Genomic DNA, 20188 nt, shown 5'->3' on the forward strand with positions numbered 1-20188 from the left:
ATTGACAGGATTGTTCCCTGGCAACCCCGCCTGTGCAGAGTAGGAGCGGGATGAGGAAAGTGTGTGCGCACTTCCGGACGGGAAGACGCTACACACTTGCCTTGAAGCACTCTAAGCCTGGATGCCGCCCGCCCCGGCCCCACCGGAACGGACAGGTCCTTCGAACAGTCCCAAATCGTCGCGGCTGAACGCGGCAAGCGTCCATCCCGAAGGATCGGCTGCGTCTCGCGGGTGATAAACCAGCCTGTCCGGACTGTCGATCCGGCGCATCGCCTCATGGTCGATCACGCCGGATCTTGCTGCTTCAGCCGCCCGTCCCCGGTCACCTTCGAACGCGTCGTCGACGAGTTCGTGCGTGAGCATTATCCCTTTGCGGGGGAGACCACGGCCATCCTCGCGGGTCAACATGACCACGGCGACACCGAGCTCTTCGGCCACTTCCTGCTCGGCCAATACCTCGAACACTGACATTGGACCCTCCATCGATGTCCCGGCGGCGGCGGCGCTACCGCAAAGGCGTCGTCGCTAGCCGTCGTCAGGCATGTGGGAATCGACGCCAAGGGTTTGAAGATTGTTGCGAACCTCCAGCACCCCGGGCAAGGCCTCCACCGCTGCCGCGAGCCGGCGCGCCATCGCCAAGGTTTCGACAGCACCCTCCAGGGTTACGATGCCCTTGTCGGCGCGCACGTCGATGCTGTTGGGCTCGGCTTCACCGCTTTGGCTAAGCAGATCCGTGATCACCGCTTCCAGTTCGTCGCTGTCGATGCGGTCGGGCGGCAGAGGACGACCATTGTCCGGGGAATTTTCCTCAAGACCGTCTGCGCCGGCCTCATCCACGATGAAGCCCTTTCCGCGGTCCTCATCGAAATTCGCGCCGGTAGCGCCGTAGCTTCTGTTTTCGGGGCTGCTCGATGTACTGCCGCTGCCATCCGCGTAGGGCCATCCTTCGCGAAGATCGCGCTCCTCATAGTCGCGATAATCCTCGTCGCGCGAGAGCGCCTTATCCTTACGGGGCACTTTCATTGCGATCTCCTTTCATTTTGCAGAGGTCAAACAAAACCGGCAGGCTTTTGTTCAATCCGGCTTGCGGTGACATGACCCATTGGCGAGTGCGATCACTGGTAACCAACCCGGGTTCTCGTTGTTCCGCTCCGGGTCAGATCCACGACAGACCGACCGTGACGGCACGGTCGACGAGCCGAGGCCTGAACAGAATTACGAAGGAGAGCTGAACTCGGTCTGATTGGCTACGCCGCAGGCGCCGTTGCAGGGCCGTCGGGGACACACAGCCTCAGGGGCCCGTGGCCTTCCCCAGCTGCACCGAAGCCTTCTTTATAGTTTCTTCGCCGTGCCCCGCCGCGGGCCGGCGCCGCGGGGCGGAGCCTTGGCCTTATCGGGGCCTTCATTTCCGATGCTCCCGACGCTCCCGGCCGGTCCGCCGTCGGGCTGCATTCCACCGGCCTGCAGGTCCGAGGCAAGATCCGACTGAGCCTCCGCATCGATCTCCCGAGCGGCTTCGTGCCAGTACCGCTCATGGTCTCCGTGACGTCTTCCGTCATTTTCCCACAGCTCATAGGCGCGTGCGCGGATGCGCTTGTCCCGTTCATTGTCGGTGGTCATGGCTGAGCCTCCTGAGCGAAACGCAGGTTAGTGCCGATCTGCCGGCTTCGGACTCCCATCGCGAGCATAGGCGCATAGCTCCGGCGGCGGAAGCCAAGATCGACTATCCGTGGTTTGTCGGGCAAATATCTTCGCCTTCAGCAAGGGGAACAATCGTTGGGCATGGATCGAGACCCGTCAAGGCGGGTCTCGACCGGCGTCTGCTGATCACCAATTCCACGTCTGGCGGCCGTACCAATCGTCTATGTCGCGCCTTACGCGGTCCTTCTCGATTCCGTAACGCTCCTGGATCTTTCCTTCGAGCTGCTCGCGGCTGCCGGAGATCTGGTCCAGATCGTCGTCGGTGAGCTTGCCCCACTGCTCCTTGACCTTGCCTTTGACCTGCTTCCAGTTACCTTCCACACGATTCCAGTCCATGAGTAGTCCTCCTGGTTCAATTGTATCGAAGATGGAACTCATGAGAACGCATTTGGTTCATCGAGCCCGCCGCGATCGTGCTTTCCGGGAGACCGGCCGTCGGCCGTGACGTTACAGACACAAAGTTGTGTTACCCAGGGAACTCGACCTTGCGGGGCTTCTCTGCTTCTATCACGCGAGGACTGTTTCCAATCTATCCAAAGCGGGGCGGACGATGGTTTACGATCGGGATAAGCAGCGCATGCGTCGCCGTCACGTGCTCCGGTTTTTCGCGGCGCTCGCTCTACCCGCCCTCCTGCTCGGCTCCGCCATCGCGGCGGCGGAATGGGCCGCGCCCGATCCGCCCGCGCGTGCCGACGCCCAACAGGCGGCAGCCCGGCAGTAGATCGTTTCGGCCTGAAAGTGCGTGCGGCTTTCCGTCCGCGCTCCGCCCTAACGGGTTTCACTCGAAATGCTCCCGACAAGCCGCCTTACGGTTCGCTCCACCGAATCCTGCCAGGCAGGCATGGCCCGGCCGAACGCCGCGGTGAATTTGGCGCTTGACAGCGAGGAGTTCGGAGGGCGGGTTGCAGGTGTCGGAACCGCCCCCGTCGCGATCTCCCGAACATGCGCCCAGGGACCGCCTTCGGCACGGCTCGCCGAAAGAGCATGCCGCGCGAAATCGGCCCGGCTTACGACGCCCGTGCCAGCGAGGTGGTAGAGGCCGAAGGCGGCGTCCTGATCGGATTTCGTCAGGCGCGCCGAAATATCGAGGATGGCATCCGCAAGGTCGATCGCCGATGACGGATTTCCCTGTTGGTCCGCGACGACCGCGATATCCTCGCGCTCCTCTGCGAGCCGCAGGATGGTCTTGACGAAGTTCTTCCCGAAGGAGCTGTAGACCCAGCCCGTGCGAAGGATGAGATGGCGGGGCGTTGCCTCGGCAACTGCGGTTTCTCCGGCAAGCTTGGATGCGCCGTAGACGCTGAGCGGAGCCGGTGTGTCGCCCTCCACATAGCTCCCCTGTTTGCTCCCGTCGAAGACATAGTCCGTCGAGATATGGATGATCGGCACTTCGAGGCATGCGGCCGCCTCAGCGACCGCGCCGGCCCCGAACGCGTTGGTCGCGAACGCCGCCTCCGGTTCGCTTTCGGCCTGGTCGACGGCCGTATAGGCTGCTGCGGAGACGACGAGGTCCGGCCGGCACCGCTCGATCGCCGGCAGGATCGTTGCCGGCTCCTTGAGATCGAGATGCGGCCGCCCGATCGTAACGACTTCCACGCCCGGCCAACGACCAGACCGTTCCACCAGGCTGAGGGCCAACTGCCCCTCGCAGCCGGTCACGGCAATCCTCACGCGACGCTCCGATGCTGCTCGCCGATGCGGGCGCCGGAATAGCGCTCGCGCCGGATCGGCTCCCACCACCACTTGTTTGCGAGGAACCAGTCGACAGTCTCGCTCAGTCCGCCCTCGAAGCTCCGCTTCGGCCTCCAGCCAAGCTCACGCTCGGCCTTCGAGGGGTCGATCGCATAGCGCCGGTCGTGACCGGGCCGGTCCGGAACAAGGGTGATGAGGTCCCGATAGCTATTACCGCCCTTTCGCGGCGACCGGGCGTCGAGCAGATCGCAGATGCATTCCATGACCGACAGATTGTTGCGCTCGGCACGGGCGCCGATATTGTAGCTCTCCCCTGGCCTGCCCCGGCTTATGACCAGTTCCAGCGCAGTCGCATGATCGTCGACATGGAGCCAATCCCGCACATTCGCTCCCGAGCCGTAGAGCGGCAACGGCTTCTCCTCGATGGCGTTGATGATCGTCAGGGGGATCAGCTTCTCGGGAAAATGGAACGGGCCGTAATTGTTGGAGCAGTTCGAAACGACCACCGGAAGGCCGTAGGTGTGGTGCCACGCACGTGCGAAATGATCAGCTGCCGCTTTCGAGGCCGCGTAGGGGGACGAAGGTGCGTAGCGCGTCTCCTCGGAAAAAATCCCGCGGTTGAACGGAAGGTCGCCGAAGACTTCGTCGGTCGAGACATGGTGAAACCGGAAGCGCTCTCGCTCCTCGGTGCCGAGCCCCGACCAGTAGGCCAGTGCGGCGTTGAGCAATCGCACCGTGCCGAGGACATTCGTCTCCATAAACGGGTCGGGGCTCTCGATCGAACGGTCGACATGGCTCTCGGCAGCAAGATGCATGATCGCATCGATCCGCTCCCGGCGCATGATCTGCAGCAGAACCTGTTCGTCGCGGATATCGGCCCGGTAGAAAGCATAGTGCGGATCGCTTTCCACCGCCCGTAGCGATGCAAGGCTGCCGGCATAGGTCAGCTTATCGACATTGACGACGCGCTCGGCCCCGCTTCGGATCAGATGCCGGCAAACCGCCGATCCAATGAAACCCGCGCCACCCGTTACCAAAACTCGCATGGTTTCTCCCCTCATGCGGTGAACTCGAAAACAATGGATTCGTGGAGCAATGGTGCGTTCCTGTCCTTCGCGGACAGTTGCAGATGGTCGGTAGCGGCAGGCCAGCCTATGCCGATCTCGGGATCGTCGTATCGGATCGACCGCTCATGCTCGGCGCTGTAATGCTCGCTCACCTTGTAGAGGACTTCCGTTTCCGGCTCGAGCGTGACGAGGCCGTGGGCGAAGCCGACAGGCACCAGAATCTGGTTCCATTTTTCGGCCGAGAGTTCGAGACCGACCCATTTCGCGAAGGTCGGCGAACCTTTGCGAATGTCGACCACGACATCGAACACCCTGCCTCGAACGACCCGAACGAGCTTTGCCTGCGCCTTGGGCGGGAGCTGATAGTGCAGGCCGCGCAGCGTGCCCGCAGCTGCGGAATAGGAATGGTTGTCCTGTACGAAGGTCTCCGCGACGCCGTTGGCGGCGAGGGTCTCCGCATTGTAGGTCTCCGAAAAGAAGCCCCGCTCGTCGCCGAGCCTGTGCGGGACGATCTCCAGGACCCCGTCGAGGCCAAGGGGCCTTACCTCAAGCATCCGAGAGCTCCCTGACCCGTCGCCGGAGATAGATCGCATAGTCGTTTTTACCGAGCAGGGCGGCACGCTCGAGCACCTGATCCGCCGAAACATAGCCGAGCTCGAAGGCGATTTCTTCCGGGCACATGATCTTGACGCCCTGCCGGTGCTCGATCGTGCGTACGAAGGAAGCGGCATCGTGCAGGCTGTCGTGCGTGCCCGTATCGAGCCAGGCATAGCCTCGCCCGAGGCGGCAGACGTGAAGGTCGCCGCGCTCCAGATAGGCCCGGTTCACATCGGTGATTTCCAGTTCGCCCCGCGCTGAAGGTTTGATTGAAGAAGCGATGTCAAGCACGCTGTTTTCATAGAAATAAAGGCCGGTCACCGCCCAGCTGGATTTCGCCCGCTCCGGTTTCTCCTCGATCGTCACGGCCCGTCCGGTCTCTCCGTCGAAACTGACGACGCCGTAGCGCTCGGGATCATCCACACGATAGGCGAAGATCGTGGCACCGCTCGACCGGGCCGCGGCATCGCCGCAAAGCTCGGGCAGGCCGGCACCGTAGAAAATATTGTCTCCGAGGATAAGCGCCACCGAGCTGTTGCCGATGAAATCCCGGCCGATGACGAAGGCTTCGGCGAGTCCGTTCGGCTCCGGCTGCTCGGCATAGGAGATCGCGAGGCCGAACTGGCTGCCGTCCCCCAGCAGCTCCTCGAACAGCGGCCGGTCCCTGGGCATGGTGATCACCAGTATCTCGCGAATACCGGCCAGCATCAGCATGCCGAGCGGGTAATAGATCATCGGCTTGTCATGGACAGGGAGCAGTTGCTTCGAAACCGAGATCGTCACCGGGTACAGCCTGGTTCCCCGGCCGCCCGCAAGGATGATGCCCTTCATGCGCCCACTCCGGTCGAGGCCATCATCTTGCTTGCGCTCCTGCGCCGTCGCCCGGTCCGATCGCCGCGGCGCCGACGGGACTGAGCCTGCCGCAGCGCCAGAGGCTATAGGAAGGCTCGGTGTCCCAGTCGTAGTAATAGGCAGCCGTCAGCCGGCCTGCCTCGATCAGTTCGCCGAAGGTCGCGCGCATGACCTGGATCGCCTCCCCTCGCGATCGATCGTCCACCGGGCAGGAGCGCGCCTTGTTTGCGATTCCCCATTCCGTGACCCAGCAGGACTTGCCGGTTCCCGCGGTCCGGCAGAAATCGAGAATGCTTCTGACCCGCGCTGCAATCGCTGGCGCGGCTTTCCTTCCGGGGTAGATGTGGATGCCATAGGCATCGACCAGACTGTCGATGCCGCGTTGACGAAGGAGCGCGACGAATTCGCCGGGATCGAGCCTTTCCATCCCGCGCCTGTCGGCTTCTGCGGCGCTCATATCCGAGAGACCGGCGGAAATGACGGCTGCGTTGCGGCTGTGTACGGTTTTGCGCAGCTCCGATCGGCTGATCTCCAGCGCCTTGACGTAGTTATCGAGGCCGCGTTCAAACCTTGTCCGCTCCCGTAGCTCGGCGATGCTGCGCGGTGACCGGACGCCCGGCTCTCGATAGACGGCAAGATCGCCGTTGTAGCCGGCATAGTTGATTTCATTTCCCGGCTCGATCGCCACAAGACGCACGCCGAGGGCATCGATGCGTTGAAGCGCTTGCCGCAATTCCCTGCGATAGCGGGCGAGATCCAAATCCGACAGTCGAAAGACGTCCCAGATACGGCCATGGCCCGTTCTCGGTCTGAGGCTCTGGGGATAGTAGCTTTTGTTTCCCAACTGAATCTCGAGAAGGATGCGCAGACCCAGGCGGTGGGCGATTGCCAGCGCCTCTATGCTCTTGTCCACCGGACGCGAAAGCGAAAGCCGGACATCCGTCGCGCCGCTGGCGGCTATGTCCGTCAGTATTCTCTCCTGGTCGCCCCGGGGCAGCCAGGCGAGATTCATCCGATTGACGCCAATGCGAGCCGCCGAAGCTTCATCGGCATGCGCGGGTGCGGAAAGCGCCAGCAAGGCGCCGAGGAGCAATGCTGCTGCTCCTCGCTTCGCCGAAGTTCCGGGCCGCAAACCGCTGCGCACTATCCCCGGAATTGCTCTAGAGCCCGACATGCGCCAGAGCATTGCGGAAGTTGGTCTCACAGGCCGAGTACCGGTCGATGACAGCCTGCGAATCGATCTTGGAAAGGAAGCTGGCAAGATAGGCCTTCCTGTCCGGCTCCCGGTTCCAGACTGCCGCCTCCATGTAGGGGAAGCCGATGAATTCCAGCATTTCCCGCATGCGATCGTCGACCGCGATCATGAGCGACGGTACGCCCGCCTGCATGCCGATGATGCAGCCGTGAAATCGGCGCCCGAAGCAGAGATCGCGCGCGGAGACCCAGCTTCGCCATTGATTGGTGTCGAAGAACACCAGAAGCTCGTGTTTGCGCTGCCATTTCTCCGAATGCTTGTAGGCGGTCTGGCCGGTGATGCGCCCGCTTGCTCGGTCGTAAACGGGCAAGTCGTCGTCCACGGGAAGGGAGAGATTGTAGGCGACCACCTCGTCCTGGACGACGTAGCTCGCGACGCTCTCCGGTCTCAGCAGCGCGTGGGCATCGACGATCGTATCGGCCACGCTTCCGAGATAGCCTCCGAAGGCGATCTTCTGGGAGGAAGCGAGATCCGGATTGGCGAGCGCGGCGAGCGAACGCTTCATCTCGGCCGGCGCGAAGAAGAGCGAGGGGCAACCCGTCGGCTTGACGAACTTCATCCCCTGCTCTCTCAGGAACTCGGCCGTGAAATAACCGCGCGTGAGGAAGAAGCTCTCTTTGTTCCTCAGCACTTCCAGGAACTTGAGCGTGCCGGCAGGCAGGTTTTCCTTGAGCCCTTCCCGCCGCTGGATACCAATCCCCATGATCACCACCGGCATCTTCAGTTTCTCGAACACTTCCGCTTCGAGATCCGCCGAGTAGCCCGGGCGCAGGAGGTTGGCCGACGCGAAGACGCAGATGTCGAATTCCTCGTTGAGGCTTTCATAAGCCTCGTCGGAATTCCTGTTGTTGACGAGATGCCAGAAGGGCAAATAGGTGACGTCATGCCCGCGCAGGGCATGGGCCGCGCCCTCGCCGATCAGATAGTTGCCGGTATTGGCGATTTTCTTGACCTGATCGATCAGTTCCTTCTTGGTTCTGACCTCGTCGAAATAGGGCCTGTGCCGAACCTCCGCGCCGGACACGCCCGAGACGGTTCGCTGCAGATAGGACGGGATTCCCGTAAGCAAGATACGCATCGATTACACCTGAGATTAGAGCCTGCAAACGCTCGCGTAGATTTATTGCCCGATCCCGATCTCCCGGAGAGCCGAGCGGAACGTGCGCTCGCGATCGGAATATCTGTCGACCAGTTCGGAAGCATTGAGCCCGGCCAGGTGGTCGGCGACGAATTCGGCCCGGTTTTCCGCCTTGTCGACCTCGACTGCGTCGATCGCCGGCAGGCCCGTGTAGCCGAGCATTTCGCGCATCCGGTCGTCCACCGCCACCATCAGGCTCGGCACGGCCGCCTGCATCGCGATGATCGAGCCGTGAAAACGCCGGCCGAAATTGAAATCCATGGAAGACGCCCAGGCACGCCACTGGTTCGTATCGAAGAAGGTCCGCACGTCGAAGGGCGTTTTCAGTCTTTCAGTGCCCGGATAGCTCAGTTCCCCGAGCATCGTGCCGGAGGCGGAGTCGTAGACCCGGCCGTCGCCGTTCGCTTCGACGTTCATGTCGAAATGGAGGAACTCGTCCTGGATGACGTATTGGGGCCGCGAACCCTCGGGCGCCAGCGCCGCGGCGTCGACGATGCAATCGTGGTTGGCACCCAGATAGCCGGAGAAGATGGTCCGCGCATTGCCGACCGGTACATTGGGCAGCTTCTTCAGCGAGGCGCGCATATTGTGCGGCATCAGATAGATGGAAGGGCAGCCCGTCGGCTGCACATAGGAGAAGCCCTGGTCCTTCAGGAAACCGGCGGTTTCGAACCCGCGCGTCAGGAAATAGTGCTCACGCTCCTTGAGAACGTCCAGAAGCCGCTTCGTACCTTCCGGCAGGCTGTTTTCAAGGTCTCGGCGGTTCTGCAGGCCGATACCGAGCATGACGATCGGCATCTTGAGCTTGCCAAGCACTTCCGCTTCGGCATCCGCAGACAGGCCCTTGCGCAGAAGGTTCGCGCAGGTGAAGACGCAGATGTCGAAATTGGCGTTGAACTCGTCGAGTCCGACGCCGTTCTGGCTGCAATTATAAAGGTGCCAAAACGGGACCTGCTTCGCATGCGGGGCAATCGCGCGCAGCGCCCCCTCGCCGATCAGGTAATTTCCCGTATTGCTGATATTGCGAAGCTCCTGGAGAAACTCCTCCTTCGTCTCGGGCTGTTTCTGTCGCTCCGAATAGGAGACGGACAATCCCTGGGCGCCGTTGGCGAGGCGCGTGTAATGACCAGGAATTCCCGTCACGAGGATCCGTGGACGCATGCAATCGACCCTTCTTCTTGAAACCGGCGGGGCCTCAGCCCACGGCCGCAACTCCGGGATTGGATGCTTCGCGCCCACGGATGACCGTTGCGCGCGAAAGCGACGAATTGTTCACGGAACGGTCGCACCAGCCGAGGAACTCGGAGAAAGAGGACGTCCATGAGCGGCGTGCCGCCGTTCTCAGGCACCCCTCCATGAGGGGGTCGAGCATCTGACGGTTGTGGGCCACCTCCTCGATGGCCTTTGCCATGTCCCGGACCACCTGCGGATCGGCGGCGGCCTCGATGAGGATGCCGTCCTCGCCGTCGGTTATGAGTTCGTCGACGGCACCGACCGACGTCGCGATCGGCACGCAGCCGAGCTGCTGCGCCTCGGCGATCATCAAGGGAGCGCCCTCCCAGCGCGACGGCATCAAAAGGACATCCGCCCAACCGAGTGCCTTGATCAGATCCTTGCTTGCGAAGACCGGCGGGCGCACCTCGACGCCGAGGTCCCTCAGGCGATCCGTCCACGACAAGGTGGCATCCGCGAGGATTTCCCCGCCGATCGCCCGGGCATCGAAAGGCACGCGCGAAGCCCGCAATTCGGCGAACGCCGCAGCGAGACGGTCGATCCCCTTCTGCTGATCGAGCCGGCCCATATAGAGGACCCGAAGCCGATCGTCCTTGCGTTCGATGCGCCTGACCGACAGCACCTCCGCGAGCACCTTGGGCGGCACGGAGAAGCTCGCGCCGTTGGGGACGGCGAAGATCTTTTCATAGGGAACGCCGAAGCTGTGCAGATAGATCTTGAGTTGCTCCGAGCAGGTCAGGAAGGCATCGTAGCAATGCTCGTGGGCTATCGCCGCGAAGGGCTGGCCGGCGGGCCTTTTGAAGCCGGTATTGTCGACCACGTGAAGGTAGCAGGCCGTGCGCGTCCCCTCCGAGCGCAACCGTGCGATAAGCGGATGCACCGCCATGACGTGATTGTTGATCACCAGGTCGAAGCCGGAAAGCTGACCCTTGAGCGCGGCCCAATCGACGTCGTGGCCCTCGGCGATGAAGTCCTGCCCCAGGAAAGAGCCGGAGCCACCCCAGGCGGGAATGCCCTGGTCCCAGAAGTGAATATAGTCGAAGCTCTGATCGAACTCATCGATCACATCCATCCTGGATGTGCCGAGCACGAAGAGATGGGTCTCGTAGCCGGCGGCCTTCAGCTCGCGCGAGGCCGCATATACGACCTTCTCGGCGCCGCCGAAGGATGCATTCGGAACAAGCAGGGCTGCGGTCTTCCTGCCCCCCTCGCTATGACCGAGCGGCAACACCGGCGAGCCACCGATCTCATGGCGAAGCGCCTTGTGGAGGTCGGAATAGGGAACGAGCCGTGCCGGACGCCAGGTCCAGCGTTTGCCGGCGGTCCGCCGCAGCGGACTGGTCGCGATGGCGTTGACGCAGTTGATCATCACCTGCTGGGGCGTGATGAGCGAGCGTCGGGGCAGGCTTCTCGGGAAAGGGAAGCGGACTTTCAGAATTGCCGATGTCGGCCATACCTGCTGGTTGCCGATGGAGGCAAACCAGTCCAGCGCCTTGTTGTGAATGACATCGCGCACGAGCGAAGTGGACAGGAAGATGAGGTCGGCCGGCGCGTTGTGCTGGGCGCCCGCCTCCAGGAATACCGGCTCGATCTTGCGCTGCGCCGCATCGTTGCCAAGCTGGACGAAGACCACGTTCGCCTTCTCGCTCAGGCGCTCCAGGTGCGAGAGCACGTTCGGCAGCATGCGTGAGCGCAGCAGCAGGTCGAGGGTGGCGCCGCTTCCGGCGATCAGGAAGGGCGGGAAGTGAACGTTGTCCGGCTCGCCGATGCTCGCCCAGAAGGCTGGAATGATATCGTCGAGACGAAGCCGCTTGGCCGTTTTGGTCGGATCCGTGAAGAACGAAATGGCGGCGTCTTCCGTCCGTGCGAAAAGATAGCGCGGGCATTCCTCGTGCTCGAAATCGACCAGCATTGGCCGCTGGAACAGCGCACGGTGACGCTTTCTGAGGAAGCTCACCGAGGCGGCGCGATCGCGATTCGCCTCCTTGAAGCGGCTTTCCGCCCTCAGCCGGTATTCGAAGGTCGTGTCGTGGCACGGCGCCCCCACGAAGCCCTGCTCGATGCAGGACAGCCAGAATTCCCAATCCTCGAAACCGTTTTGCCTGTCGTCGTCGAAGCGGACCCCCGCCCGGAACACGTCGATCGAGATCATCGAGCCGGTGTCGCAAATATTGTCCGTGACGCAGTGCAGGAGCCGCGAGTAGCGATTGCCGTAATGAGCGCGCCAACTCACCGAGAACGTGTCGATATTGGTATAGATCCAGCCGCAGCCGCTGGCGCGCAGTTGCCGGTAGAGAGTCTCGATGGTCCCGGGCAAGACGCGATTGTCGGCGTCGAGAAAATAGACCGCCTCGGCTTCCGGCAGATTCGCGAGCACGTAGTCGATCGCGCGATTGCGCGCCCCGCCCGGCCCGGCATTGGCCCCAAAAAGCACATGAACCGCAGGATGGGCCGCCGCATAGAGCAGCAATTGATCGAATGTCTCCTGCCGCGGATCACCATCGACGGACACCACGACTGCCACCCTGCACCCGGCAAGCTTCGAAGCAAGCACGGACTCGATCGCCTCCAGGACGAGGGCCGCATGGCCATAAAGCGGCATTGCCACCACGATCAGGTCCGAGTTTTCCTTATTTCCGGACATTGGACGCCCCTGCGGACTGCTTTACCAATCGGAAGCCGGAGACCTTGAGCCAGGAGAAATCCACCGTATCCGTCACCGCTCGGCTGAGGATCATGAGGTCCATCGGCTCACGCACGGGCTTGTCCAATTGAAAGTTCACGTTGACCGCCTGCTCGGCGGTGACCTCGCGCCAGCCGCTGAAGAAAGCCGACGGCTTGGCAGCCCCCTTGCGTGCGAGCTCCGCCACTTCCGAGCGCGCATTGGAGTTCGCCGGAGCGAGCAGGAAGCTCACGGCCGCGGGTGCGCCCTTCGGGTGATCGATGATCGCGCTTGCGGAGAAGGAGATGGTGCCGGGTTCCACGGCGCGGCCGATCGTGCCGGCGGAGATTCCGCTCGGCAGCGGGTGGCAAACGACCGCATTCTCGTGTTCGAGGAAGCGGACGGTCTGGAACTCGGGAACGACCGGCGTGACCGATACGTCGACGATCTGGCTCAGCAATTCGACCGCCACGCGATAGTCCTCGATGAAATGGCCCTCGAGCAAGGCGGTGGGAGCGATCATGTTCGGCATGCGCGTCGGTTTGACGCCGGGCAGTCCCGTAAAGACGCGGAACGCCAGGGGCCGGAGATCGAGATCAGGATGCGGGGTTTCCGATCTGGCCGTGTACCGCTCGCTCGCGATCGGATATCCGAGTGAAAGCCCTACAGTCTCCGTGCCGGTCGTGGAGATTCTGAGCCGCAGCGTTCTCGCTGCGCCGCCGCAAGCGCGTGGCAGGGCGAGGAAATTCCAGTTTGCCGCGAGCTGTGCATAGGGGACGGTCCATTCGGCCACGCCCTCGCCGTTCTCGACATAGCCCAGCATGACGATCAGCTCGCCGCCGTCCCTGGGCACGGAATGAAGGTGCAGCGCGATCCCGGCCACGCCGAGACTGGAGACCGGAAGAAGCTGCTCGACACATCCGGTCGCAAGGAGCTGCCCGATGCCCTCGTCCTTCGGGTCGGCATAAGGATCATGGGCGAATATCTCCGCGACCGGCTCCCAGTTGCGGGCCTGAAAGGCATCCTCCAGCGCGCGGTAATTTTCGAGCAGCGTTTCCCGCTCACGCCGGAGAATGGCGAGCTCGGCGGTTACCGACGACGTGAAGCGGGAGAGCCGGCCCACTCCACCCTCCACCAGCGACTGCACGAGCGCAAGGCTCTCCGCCTTACCGCCCACGTCGATCCGCTGAAGCGGTATTTCGGGAATGGTGCCAAGAGCATTGATCGACGCAAGCGCCTCCCGCAGATCGGCCTCACCCTCATCCGAGAAGGCAAGCGCGATCAGAGGAAAGGCGTTCTGCAGGGGGGATCGCGACGCTGCATCCGGATCGAGAAAATGCACCAGATGCTCGATGTCGCTCCCTTCGAAATTTTCCCGGTCCAGACCGGACGCCACAACGAGCCTTCGCTTCGCCGGCGACTGCCTCACGTTAGAAGACATCAACTCTTGCACGCAGCGACCCCAGAATAAATCGATTTATCCAGAAGATGAAATTGATGGCCTGGAAATATTCTTGCCCCAGAACCTCACGGAGAAAACCATATCCGTGGATTCCGCAGTGCACAACAATAGATTCTTGGGGTTTTACCCGGTATTTATACTTCAAAAATTGAAGCAATATTCAGACAAACTGCGTTTCTTTCGCTTGCGCAGCATTTCGACCGGTGAGGTTGCCGATCAGCGTCAACTGACGTGCGAGGCAGTCGTCCAACCGGAACCTCTGCTCGACCGTTCTGCGCGCGGCGCCGCGCAGTTCGCGAAAGTTGTCCGGGCGGTTCAATGCCCCGACGATCGTCTCGGCGAGCGCATCCGTATCGAAGAACGGAACGAGAAGACCGTTGCGGCCGGACCGGATGACTTCCTGAACCGGCGCGGTATCGGAGCCGATGACAAGAGCGCCGCAGGCCATTGCCTCCAGCACCGACCAGGAAAGCACGAATGGATAGGTGAGGTAGAGATGCGCCGCCGATATCTGAAAGAGCTGACGCAGCACGGAATGCGGCACGACGCCGGGGAAGATGAGCCTTTCGCGCGGGACATCCAGAGACGCAAGCAGATGCTCCTTCCACGATCCCCCGCCAGGGGGCGGCGCGCCGTAACTCACCCCATCGCCGCCGACGAAGACGAACAGCGCGTCCGGATGCCGCCGGACGACCTTCGCCGCCGCCTCCAGCGCCTGGGGAAAGCCCCGGTAGGGCTCGAGGTCCCGTGCCACGAAGGTGACGACGGGATCGCCGGCCTTGAGGACGCGCCCGTCCGGCAGCTTCAGCGAAGCCGCCGGGTCGGGGCGGAAACGGCGCGTGTCCACCCCCTCATGGCAAACGGCGATTCGTTGCCGCGCGTCGGCTGGATAGAGGCTCTTCTGCCAATTGGTCGGGCTGATACCGCCATCCATCGCCTCCAGCGACAGCAGCTGCGCGATGTTGCGGAGGCGCAAGCGTTTGCGCGTCTCCGGGTCGGGGCGGTCGTCCGGCGCGAAGCCGACATCCGCCCCATCCGACCGATAGAAAAACTCGCAATAGCCGAGTGCCGGCACGCGCGGCAGGACATCCTTCACGAACATCATGCTGCCCCAGCCTATATGGCCGAGAACGAGGTCGGGGGTCTGTCCAAGGCGGCCCATCGCCTCGAAGGTTTCCGCTACCCTGTGCCCGATCCGCACATGATGGTCGGGAACGGCAAGATGGCGCGCTATCTGGGGATTCGGTTGCGGACCGGGTTCCGCCCGATGCCGTACGACCCGGACGGAAGGTATCCGCTGGTCCACGGTCTCCGTCACGAGCGTCACCTCGTTCCCCGCCTCAGCCAGATGTCTTGCCAGGGCGGCGAACTGGCCGAACCCACGGCGGTGTACGAATGCTACATGCATCTTCATAAGCCACTTGTCAGTGATCGATCACACCTGCAGCGCCGCGCGTCCGAACGGACGCGCAAAGCTCGTTGCAACACTTGGGTTTCCTGCATGTTATCGCCCTTGCTCGGTTGCGCTTTGAGGAACATGCAGTGATGGAGCGTCAGATGCCGTAGCGTGCGGCATTCCCCCAGACGAGTTCGAGGCGGTGCAGTGTCTGGAAAGCGGTCTCCAGATTCCGCCGGTCCTGATCGCCATGGCTGAGGGCGCGTTCGTAGCCCTTGGCGGCCTGTCGCAGGCCGGTGCAAAGCTGGCTGCCTTTCTCTGAAAGCCGGATGCGGGCCGAACGCTTGTCACGCTGCGATGCGATCCGGTCGATGTAGTCGCCGTCGGCAAGCTGCTTCAGATAATAGGAAATGTTCGAACCCACATAGTGGCCCCGGTCCAGAAGCTCTCCCACCGAGAGCTCCGCCTCGCCTATGGCCAGAAGAACCATCGCCTGCGCGGGACCGATATCCTCGACCCCGAGTTTCGTCAGTTCCGCACGCAACAGGCCGGAAAACCGGCGGCTTGCGCGCTCCATCACCCGAGCCAGCTCGAAATAGGTGACGAGCGAATCATCTCCGTCACGATCGTCTACAGAGGTATCGAGGCCTTTCCGCTGCGTTTCATTCGCGGGAAGGATTGCAACAGTGTCTCCAAAGTCTGCGAACGGATAGAGTATCCTGTGGTTCATCCCTCTCTCCATTGGGAACGTACTTCCAATTCCGGAATTTACTTCAAAACTTGAAGTAAATTTCACAGCACCCCTGCCCCGAAATTGCGTGCTCTTGAGCTGGCGATGTTTATTGTGTCACACTTATCGCAACAATACTGTGATTTGAGTGAATCTGGACCAGATCGCCCCATGAAACCCGCGAATGCGCTAATTAGAAGATCGCCACATGCGTGATACTGTTCGAAATCGTTTGATTAGCAAGGGCCCCAATCGGCCAACACCGGCGCAAAACGGAACAATCGCGCCGAAGCTCCTGGTTCTGCGGGCCCGGCGCGTGTTCGTGGTGACGCTTCTTTATGCAGCCCTGCTCAGCGCCTGCATCAACCTCCTCCAGCTCACAATGCCCCTCTATATGATGCAGGTGCATGACAGGGTGTTGAACAGCCAGAGCATGGATACGCTCGTCATGCTGACGATTCTCGCCCTGGGTGCGCTGATCGTTCTGGGCGTGCTCGACTACATTCGCGCCCTCACCTTTCAGGCCATGGGCAGCGCCGTGGTCCGCTGGCTGAACCTGCCGGTCCTGACCGCCGCCGTCCAAGCCTCGGCCGATCAGGGACTTGCGCGCGCGACGCAGTCCCTGCGCGACCTTACCGAGCTGCGCGGCTTCCTCACCTCTTCGGCGGTGAGCGCCCCCCTCGACGCCGCCTGGTCGCCCATCTTTCTGGGCGTTCTATTCCTGCTGCACCCCCTCTTCGGGCTGATCGGTGCGATCTCCGTCGTCGTACTCGTCTGTTGCGGCCTTCTCAACGACCTTCTGACGCGCCAGCTCATGAAAGAGGCAAGCCAGGCTAATATTGAGGCAGTGTCGAAAATCGGTGCGACATTACGTCACGCCGAGGCCATCGAAGCCATGGGAATGCTGCCGGCGCTCGCCCACAAATGGCGCGCCGCGCAACTGCACGCGCTCAGCGTGCTGGAGGCCAGTGGGATCAGAAGCAGGGCGATGGCCTCGATCACCCGCTCGCTGCGCTTCGCCATCCAGGTGGCGTCGCTGGGCACGGGTGCCCTGCTGGTGATGAGGCAGGAGATCTCGCCGGGCGCAATGATGGCGACCACCATTCTCGTGGGCCGCCTTCTGCTGCCGTTCGATTCCGTCATCGAGAACTGGCGCCAATGGGTGTTGGCGATCGCAAGCTGGCGTCGCGTCGAAACGGCACTGAAGGAAGACCTGGCCGTTCGCCAGACCATGCCGACGCCGCGCTCCGAAGGCGACCTCGTCGTCGACAAGCTGGTCTACGCGGTACCGGGCATCGACGTGCCGATCATCAAGGGCATCAACTTCTCGCTCTCACCCGGCGAGGTGCTTGGAATCGTCGGCCCTTCCGCGGCGGGCAAGTCCACGCTGGCGCGGCTTCTGGTCGGCATTCTGAAGCCCACTGCCGGCGGCGTCTTCCTCGACGGCAACAACGTCTACCTCTGGGAACGGAGCTCTTTCGGACAGATCGCGGGTTATCTGCCGCAATCGGTTTCCCTTCTCGAAGGAACCATCCGTGAAAATATCGCCCGGATGGCGGAGAGCGATCCCTACAAGGTGCTCGAGGCGGCCCGGCTCGCCGACGTCCACGACATGATAGGACGACTGCCGCTCGGCTATGATACGCCGGTGGGCGATGGTCATCTAACGCTTTCCGGCGGGCAAAGGCAGCGCATCGCGCTGGCGCGCTGCCTTTACGGCCGGCCACGCCTGCTGGTCCTCGACGAGCCCAACGCCAATCTCGATGCCCTCGGCGAGCGCGCCCTCATCCGCGCGATCGACGAGGCGCGCAGCGACGGCGCCATCGTCATCCTGATTGCCCACCGGCCGGCCATCATGCAGGTGGCCGATAAGCTGCTCGTGCTGGAAGGCGGCCGCATCAGCCAGTTCGGCCCGCGAACGGATGTGGTGGCGACCATGATGCCCGGCGAAACAAGACGCGAAGGTACCGCTTCATGAACAAGGAAAAGATCCTGCCGGTTCGCCTGGACCTGCAGCCGCCCGTGAAGGCTGAGAGCCCGGAACGCCGCCTGCCGATGGCCGCGCCGGCTCGTCTCTCCGCGCCAATGCCGGCGCCGGACCTCTCCGAAGACAACACGCATTCGCCGATCCGACGCCTCGTCATCGCCGGGTTGACGACGATCCTCGTTGCTTTCGGCGGTTTCTTCGGCTGGGCGTTCTCGACGGAACTCAGCAGTGCTTCGGTCACCAGCGGAACGATCGTCGTCGATTCGAAGCGCAAGACCGTCAGTCATTTTGAGGGCGGCGTGCTCGGCCGGATCCTGGTTCAGGAGGGAGATCATGTGGCGCCCGGCCAGCCGCTGATGAAGCTCGAGGATACGCGCGCCCGCTCCGACCTGGAGGCGCTGCAAAGCCGCCGTGTCGGTCTGATCGCAAAACTGGCGCGGCTGCGGGCCGAGCGGGCGGGACTGCAGGCGGTGAGCTTCCCGGCCGATCTTGTCTCCAAGGGCGAGGCTGCCGCGGATGCGGTAACGGCGGAAAACGCGTTTTTCGAGAAGCGGAGCGAGGCCAAGGAGGGCCGTCTGGCAATCCAGCGAAAGACGATCGAGGAATATTCGGAGAAGGCGAAGTCTCTCGCGGCCCAGCTTCAGGCGTCCGACAGGCAGATCGAGCTGATGAACGAGCAGCGGACCGCTATCGCGACCCTTGTCGAAAAAGCCTTCGCCCAGCGCTCGAAACTCATCGAGATCGACGCACGGCTCAGCGAGCTCGCCGCGACCCGCGGCGAAATCGCTGGCGACAAGGCCCAGGCGGAAAAGGCGATGGCGGGGGCCGAGCTTGCGCTCATCGGGATCGAATCCGATTTCCAATCGGAGATCGCCGGAGAGATCACCACGGCGCGCCTCGAACTTGCGGAAGTCGAGCAGCGCATCACCGCCGCCGAGGACGTGCTTCGCCGCCTGGAAATCCGCGCCCCCCAGGCCGGTATCGTCGCCAACATTCAGCTGCGGACGCCGGGCAGTGCCGTCACCCCCGGTCAGCCGCTTCTCGACATCGTTCCCGAGGACGAACCGCTGCTTGTCGAGATGCATGTCAGCACACGTGACATCGACAGCATAACGATCGGCTCCAGTACGCAAATCCGCCTGACGGCCTATAACCAGCGCTCGCACCTGCCCCTGGAAGGCAAGGTAACCTATATCGCGGCGGACCAATCGGTGGATGAGAAGTCCAACGTCGCCTATTTCGTCGCACGGGCAGAGGTGGCGCCTGAATCGCTCGCCGCCAACCCGGACATCCGCCTCTATCCCGGCATGCCCGCGGAAGTGCTGATCGTGCACAAATCGCGTTCGGCAATCGACTACCTCGTCGCCCCGGTCTCCGACAGTTTCAACCGGGCGTTTCGGGAGGACTGACCTATCTAATGCTTGATATCTCCAGCCGTCGTAAATTACTTTAAATTTTGAAGTGCTTTGTCTGCATTCTCGTCAGAATTACTCCTAAAATTATATTGTGCCAATATTGGCACATGGCCGATATATGTTTAGAACGCTTTCTTTCTTCCAAAATATCGTCGTTTTATTTTACACATCTGTGTTGTGTTCGTAATTATTGCAGTGCACACTCCGGCACGCAATCCTCGGCTCCGTGCCGATGACGCATGCATCAAACCACGAAGAGGAGAAGCAGATGGCCACTTTGGAAGGCGGCGCATACGACGACGCCCTTTTTGGCTCCCGCTTTGACGATTTCATTCGCGCCCATGGCGGTGATGATTTCGTCAACGGAGGCAATGGGGACGACATCATCTTCGGCGACGACGGTGACGACTTGCTGTTCGGCGGCAACGGAAACGACACCGTGTTCGGCGGCGAAGGCACCGACGTTCTCTATGGCGAAAATGGCAATGACATCCTGGTCGGCGGATCGGGTGACGATCTGATCTATGGCGATAACGGCAACGACATTCTCCTTGGGGGCGCCGGCAGCGACTTCCTCCTCGGAGGCAGAGGCAACGACGTGCTGCTCGGCGGCGCCGGCAACGACGTCATCGACGGCGGGGCCGGGTCCGACCTTCTTGCCGGCGGTCAGGGCAGCGATATCTTCGTTTTCGACGGCGGCGGCGGCAACGACGTCATCCTCGACTTTACCCCCGGCGAAGACGTCCTGCAGATATCCAAGGGCATCAACGGCCTCGACGTCACCGCGCCCGAGGATCTCGCTTCGCGTATCACTCAGGTCGGCGGCAATGTCGTCATCGACCTCGGCCATGGCGACACGCTGACCCTGGTCAATGCCGACGCCGAAGACATTCAGGCCCACCCCGAAAACTATTTCACTGTCCACTGATAGTTTGAGACGCGGGACACGGGTGGAAAACCGCAGGCGGCTTTTCATCATCCCGCATTGGCTTCGAACGGTG

At 62.2% G+C, this 20188-nt stretch carries 19 protein-coding genes; 4 read left to right on the forward strand and 15 right to left on the reverse strand.

Going from position 1 to position 20188, the window contains the following annotated elements:
• Positions 1–111: 111 nt before the first annotated feature.
• From ACTJKL_RS22235 to ACTJKL_RS22250, 4 genes are all read right to left on the reverse strand, one after another.
• Positions 112–471 carry a hypothetical protein gene (locus tag ACTJKL_RS22235; protein ID WP_440853810.1) on the reverse strand — a complete coding sequence of 120 codons (360 nt, stop codon included), beginning with the start codon at positions 469–471 and terminating at the stop codon, positions 112–114.
• Positions 472–525: 54 nt separating this feature from the next.
• Positions 526–1023 (reverse strand): BON domain-containing protein, encoded by a 498-nt coding sequence (locus ACTJKL_RS22240; protein WP_440853811.1) that lies wholly within the window; start codon positions 1021–1023, stop codon positions 526–528.
• 309 nt (positions 1024–1332) lie between these two features.
• Positions 1333–1620, reverse strand: coding sequence for a DUF2934 domain-containing protein (locus ACTJKL_RS22245; RefSeq protein ID WP_440853812.1), 288 nt, complete (start codon positions 1618–1620; stop codon positions 1333–1335).
• Between the two features lie 207 nt (positions 1621–1827).
• Positions 1828–2037 carry a CsbD family protein gene (locus ACTJKL_RS22250; RefSeq protein WP_003528984.1) on the reverse strand — a complete coding sequence of 70 codons (210 nt, stop codon included), beginning with the start codon at positions 2035–2037 and terminating at the stop codon, positions 1828–1830.
• Positions 2038–2278: 241 nt separating this feature from the next.
• Between ACTJKL_RS22250 and ACTJKL_RS22255 the strand changes: the two genes are divergently transcribed.
• The gene (locus tag ACTJKL_RS22255; protein ID WP_198516656.1) at positions 2279–2422 is read left to right on the forward strand and encodes a hypothetical protein; all 144 of its coding nucleotides are present in this window, start codon (positions 2279–2281) and stop codon (positions 2420–2422) included.
• A gap of 47 nt (positions 2423–2469) precedes the next feature.
• On the opposite strand, the gene rfbD is transcribed toward ACTJKL_RS22255, so the two are convergent.
• The 11 genes from rfbD to ACTJKL_RS22310 all read right to left on the reverse strand — a co-directional run bounded on the left by rfbD (position 2470) and on the right by ACTJKL_RS22310 (position 15785).
• Complete coding sequence (gene rfbD, locus ACTJKL_RS22260) at positions 2470–3372, reverse strand: dTDP-4-dehydrorhamnose reductase (RefSeq protein WP_440853813.1); 903 nt, start codon at positions 3370–3372, stop codon at positions 2470–2472.
• Positions 3369–4439 carry a dTDP-glucose 4,6-dehydratase gene (rfbB, locus tag ACTJKL_RS22265; protein ID WP_440853814.1) on the reverse strand — a complete coding sequence of 357 codons (1071 nt, stop codon included), beginning with the start codon at positions 4437–4439 and terminating at the stop codon, positions 3369–3371. Before rfbB ends, rfbD begins: the two co-directional genes overlap by 4 nt.
• Positions 4440–4450: 11 nt before the next feature.
• Positions 4451–5014, reverse strand: coding sequence for a dTDP-4-dehydrorhamnose 3,5-epimerase (gene rfbC, locus ACTJKL_RS22270; protein WP_275599159.1), 564 nt, complete (start codon positions 5012–5014; stop codon positions 4451–4453).
• Complete coding sequence (rfbA, locus tag ACTJKL_RS22275; protein WP_100670226.1) at positions 5007–5888, reverse strand: glucose-1-phosphate thymidylyltransferase RfbA; 882 nt, start codon at positions 5886–5888, stop codon at positions 5007–5009. Before rfbA ends, rfbC begins: the two co-directional genes overlap by 8 nt.
• A gap of 22 nt (positions 5889–5910) precedes the next feature.
• A complete protein-coding gene (locus ACTJKL_RS22280) occupies positions 5911–7002 on the reverse strand; it encodes a glycoside hydrolase (protein ID WP_411923676.1) in 1092 nt (363 codons plus the stop codon).
• A gap of 67 nt (positions 7003–7069) precedes the next feature.
• Positions 7070–8242 (reverse strand): galactoglucan pyruvyltransferase, encoded by a 1173-nt coding sequence (gene wgaE / locus ACTJKL_RS22285; RefSeq protein WP_411923677.1) that lies wholly within the window; start codon positions 8240–8242, stop codon positions 7070–7072.
• A 42-nt stretch (positions 8243–8284) separates the two neighbouring features.
• The gene (locus tag ACTJKL_RS22290; RefSeq protein ID WP_440853815.1) at positions 8285–9463 is read right to left on the reverse strand and encodes a polysaccharide pyruvyl transferase family protein; all 1179 of its coding nucleotides are present in this window, start codon (positions 9461–9463) and stop codon (positions 8285–8287) included.
• Positions 9464–9497: 34 nt separating this feature from the next.
• Positions 9498–12179, reverse strand: coding sequence for a glycosyltransferase (locus ACTJKL_RS22295; RefSeq protein ID WP_411923679.1), 2682 nt, complete (start codon positions 12177–12179; stop codon positions 9498–9500).
• The gene (locus ACTJKL_RS22300; RefSeq protein ID WP_440853816.1) at positions 12166–13638 is read right to left on the reverse strand and encodes a DUF6212 domain-containing protein; all 1473 of its coding nucleotides are present in this window, start codon (positions 13636–13638) and stop codon (positions 12166–12168) included. Before ACTJKL_RS22300 ends, ACTJKL_RS22295 begins: the two co-directional genes overlap by 14 nt.
• A 181-nt stretch (positions 13639–13819) precedes the next feature.
• Complete coding sequence (locus tag ACTJKL_RS22305) at positions 13820–15073, reverse strand: glycosyltransferase family 4 protein (protein ID WP_440853817.1); 1254 nt, start codon at positions 15071–15073, stop codon at positions 13820–13822.
• A 139-nt stretch (positions 15074–15212) separates the two neighbouring features.
• Entirely contained in the window at positions 15213–15785 is a 573-nt protein-coding gene (locus ACTJKL_RS22310) for a MarR family transcriptional regulator (RefSeq protein WP_440853818.1), read from the reverse strand.
• Positions 15786–15993: 208 nt separating this feature from the next.
• On the opposite strand from ACTJKL_RS22310, the gene ACTJKL_RS22315 reads away from it, so the two are divergent.
• The 3 genes from ACTJKL_RS22315 (at position 15994) to ACTJKL_RS22325 (ending at position 20115) form a co-directional block, all read left to right on the forward strand.
• On the forward strand, positions 15994–17763 hold the full coding sequence (locus ACTJKL_RS22315) for a type I secretion system permease/ATPase (RefSeq protein WP_100670222.1): 1770 nt from the start codon (positions 15994–15996) through the stop codon (positions 17761–17763).
• On the forward strand, positions 17760–19181 hold the full coding sequence (locus ACTJKL_RS22320; RefSeq protein ID WP_440853819.1) for an HlyD family type I secretion periplasmic adaptor subunit: 1422 nt from the start codon (positions 17760–17762) through the stop codon (positions 19179–19181). The genes ACTJKL_RS22315 and ACTJKL_RS22320 overlap by 4 nt, the downstream gene beginning before the upstream one ends.
• Before the next feature lie 274 nt (positions 19182–19455).
• Positions 19456–20115 carry a calcium-binding protein gene (locus ACTJKL_RS22325; RefSeq protein WP_003529018.1) on the forward strand — a complete coding sequence of 220 codons (660 nt, stop codon included), beginning with the start codon at positions 19456–19458 and terminating at the stop codon, positions 20113–20115.
• Positions 20116–20188: the final 73 nt, after the last annotated feature.

Origin of the sequence: Sinorhizobium sp. 22678, from assembly GCF_052044265.1 — a bacterium.
GTDB classification, from domain to species: domain Bacteria; phylum Pseudomonadota; class Alphaproteobacteria; order Rhizobiales; family Rhizobiaceae; genus Sinorhizobium; species Sinorhizobium meliloti_A.

Bases quoted from the DNA above. Each gene is read 5' to 3' on its own strand.
- ACTJKL_RS22235 (WP_440853810.1), bottom strand. From the start codon at position 471: ATGTCAGTGTTCGAGGTATTGGCCGAGCAGGAAGTGGCCGAAGAGCTC.
- ACTJKL_RS22240 (WP_440853811.1), bottom strand. From the start codon at position 1,023: ATGAAAGTGCCCCGTAAGGATAAGGCGCTCTCGCGCGACGAGGATTAT.
- ACTJKL_RS22245 (WP_440853812.1), bottom strand. From the start codon at position 1,620: ATGACCACCGACAATGAACGGGACAAGCGCATCCGCGCACGCGCCTAT.
- ACTJKL_RS22250 (WP_003528984.1), bottom strand. From the start codon at position 2,037: ATGGACTGGAATCGTGTGGAAGGTAACTGGAAGCAGGTCAAAGGCAAG.
- ACTJKL_RS22255 (WP_198516656.1), top strand. From the start codon at position 2,279: ATGCGTCGCCGTCACGTGCTCCGGTTTTTCGCGGCGCTCGCTCTACCC.
- rfbB (WP_440853814.1), bottom strand. From the start codon at position 4,439: ATGCGAGTTTTGGTAACGGGTGGCGCGGGTTTCATTGGATCGGCGGTT.
- rfbC (WP_275599159.1), bottom strand. From the start codon at position 5,014: ATGCTTGAGGTAAGGCCCCTTGGCCTCGACGGGGTCCTGGAGATCGTC.
- rfbA (WP_100670226.1), bottom strand. From the start codon at position 5,888: ATGAAGGGCATCATCCTTGCGGGCGGCCGGGGAACCAGGCTGTACCCG.
- wgaE (WP_411923677.1), bottom strand. From the start codon at position 8,242: ATGCGTATCTTGCTTACGGGAATCCCGTCCTATCTGCAGCGAACCGTC.
- ACTJKL_RS22290 (WP_440853815.1), bottom strand. From the start codon at position 9,463: ATGCGTCCACGGATCCTCGTGACGGGAATTCCTGGTCATTACACGCGC.
- ACTJKL_RS22295 (WP_411923679.1), bottom strand. From the start codon at position 12,179: ATGTCCGGAAATAAGGAAAACTCGGACCTGATCGTGGTGGCAATGCCG.
- ACTJKL_RS22300 (WP_440853816.1), bottom strand. From the start codon at position 13,638: ATGTCTTCTAACGTGAGGCAGTCGCCGGCGAAGCGAAGGCTCGTTGTG.
- ACTJKL_RS22305 (WP_440853817.1), bottom strand. From the start codon at position 15,073: ATGAAGATGCATGTAGCATTCGTACACCGCCGTGGGTTCGGCCAGTTC.
- ACTJKL_RS22310 (WP_440853818.1), bottom strand. From the start codon at position 15,785: ATGAACCACAGGATACTCTATCCGTTCGCAGACTTTGGAGACACTGTT.
- ACTJKL_RS22315 (WP_100670222.1), top strand. From the start codon at position 15,994: ATGCGTGATACTGTTCGAAATCGTTTGATTAGCAAGGGCCCCAATCGG.
- ACTJKL_RS22320 (WP_440853819.1), top strand. From the start codon at position 17,760: ATGAACAAGGAAAAGATCCTGCCGGTTCGCCTGGACCTGCAGCCGCCC.
- ACTJKL_RS22325 (WP_003529018.1), top strand. From the start codon at position 19,456: ATGGCCACTTTGGAAGGCGGCGCATACGACGACGCCCTTTTTGGCTCC.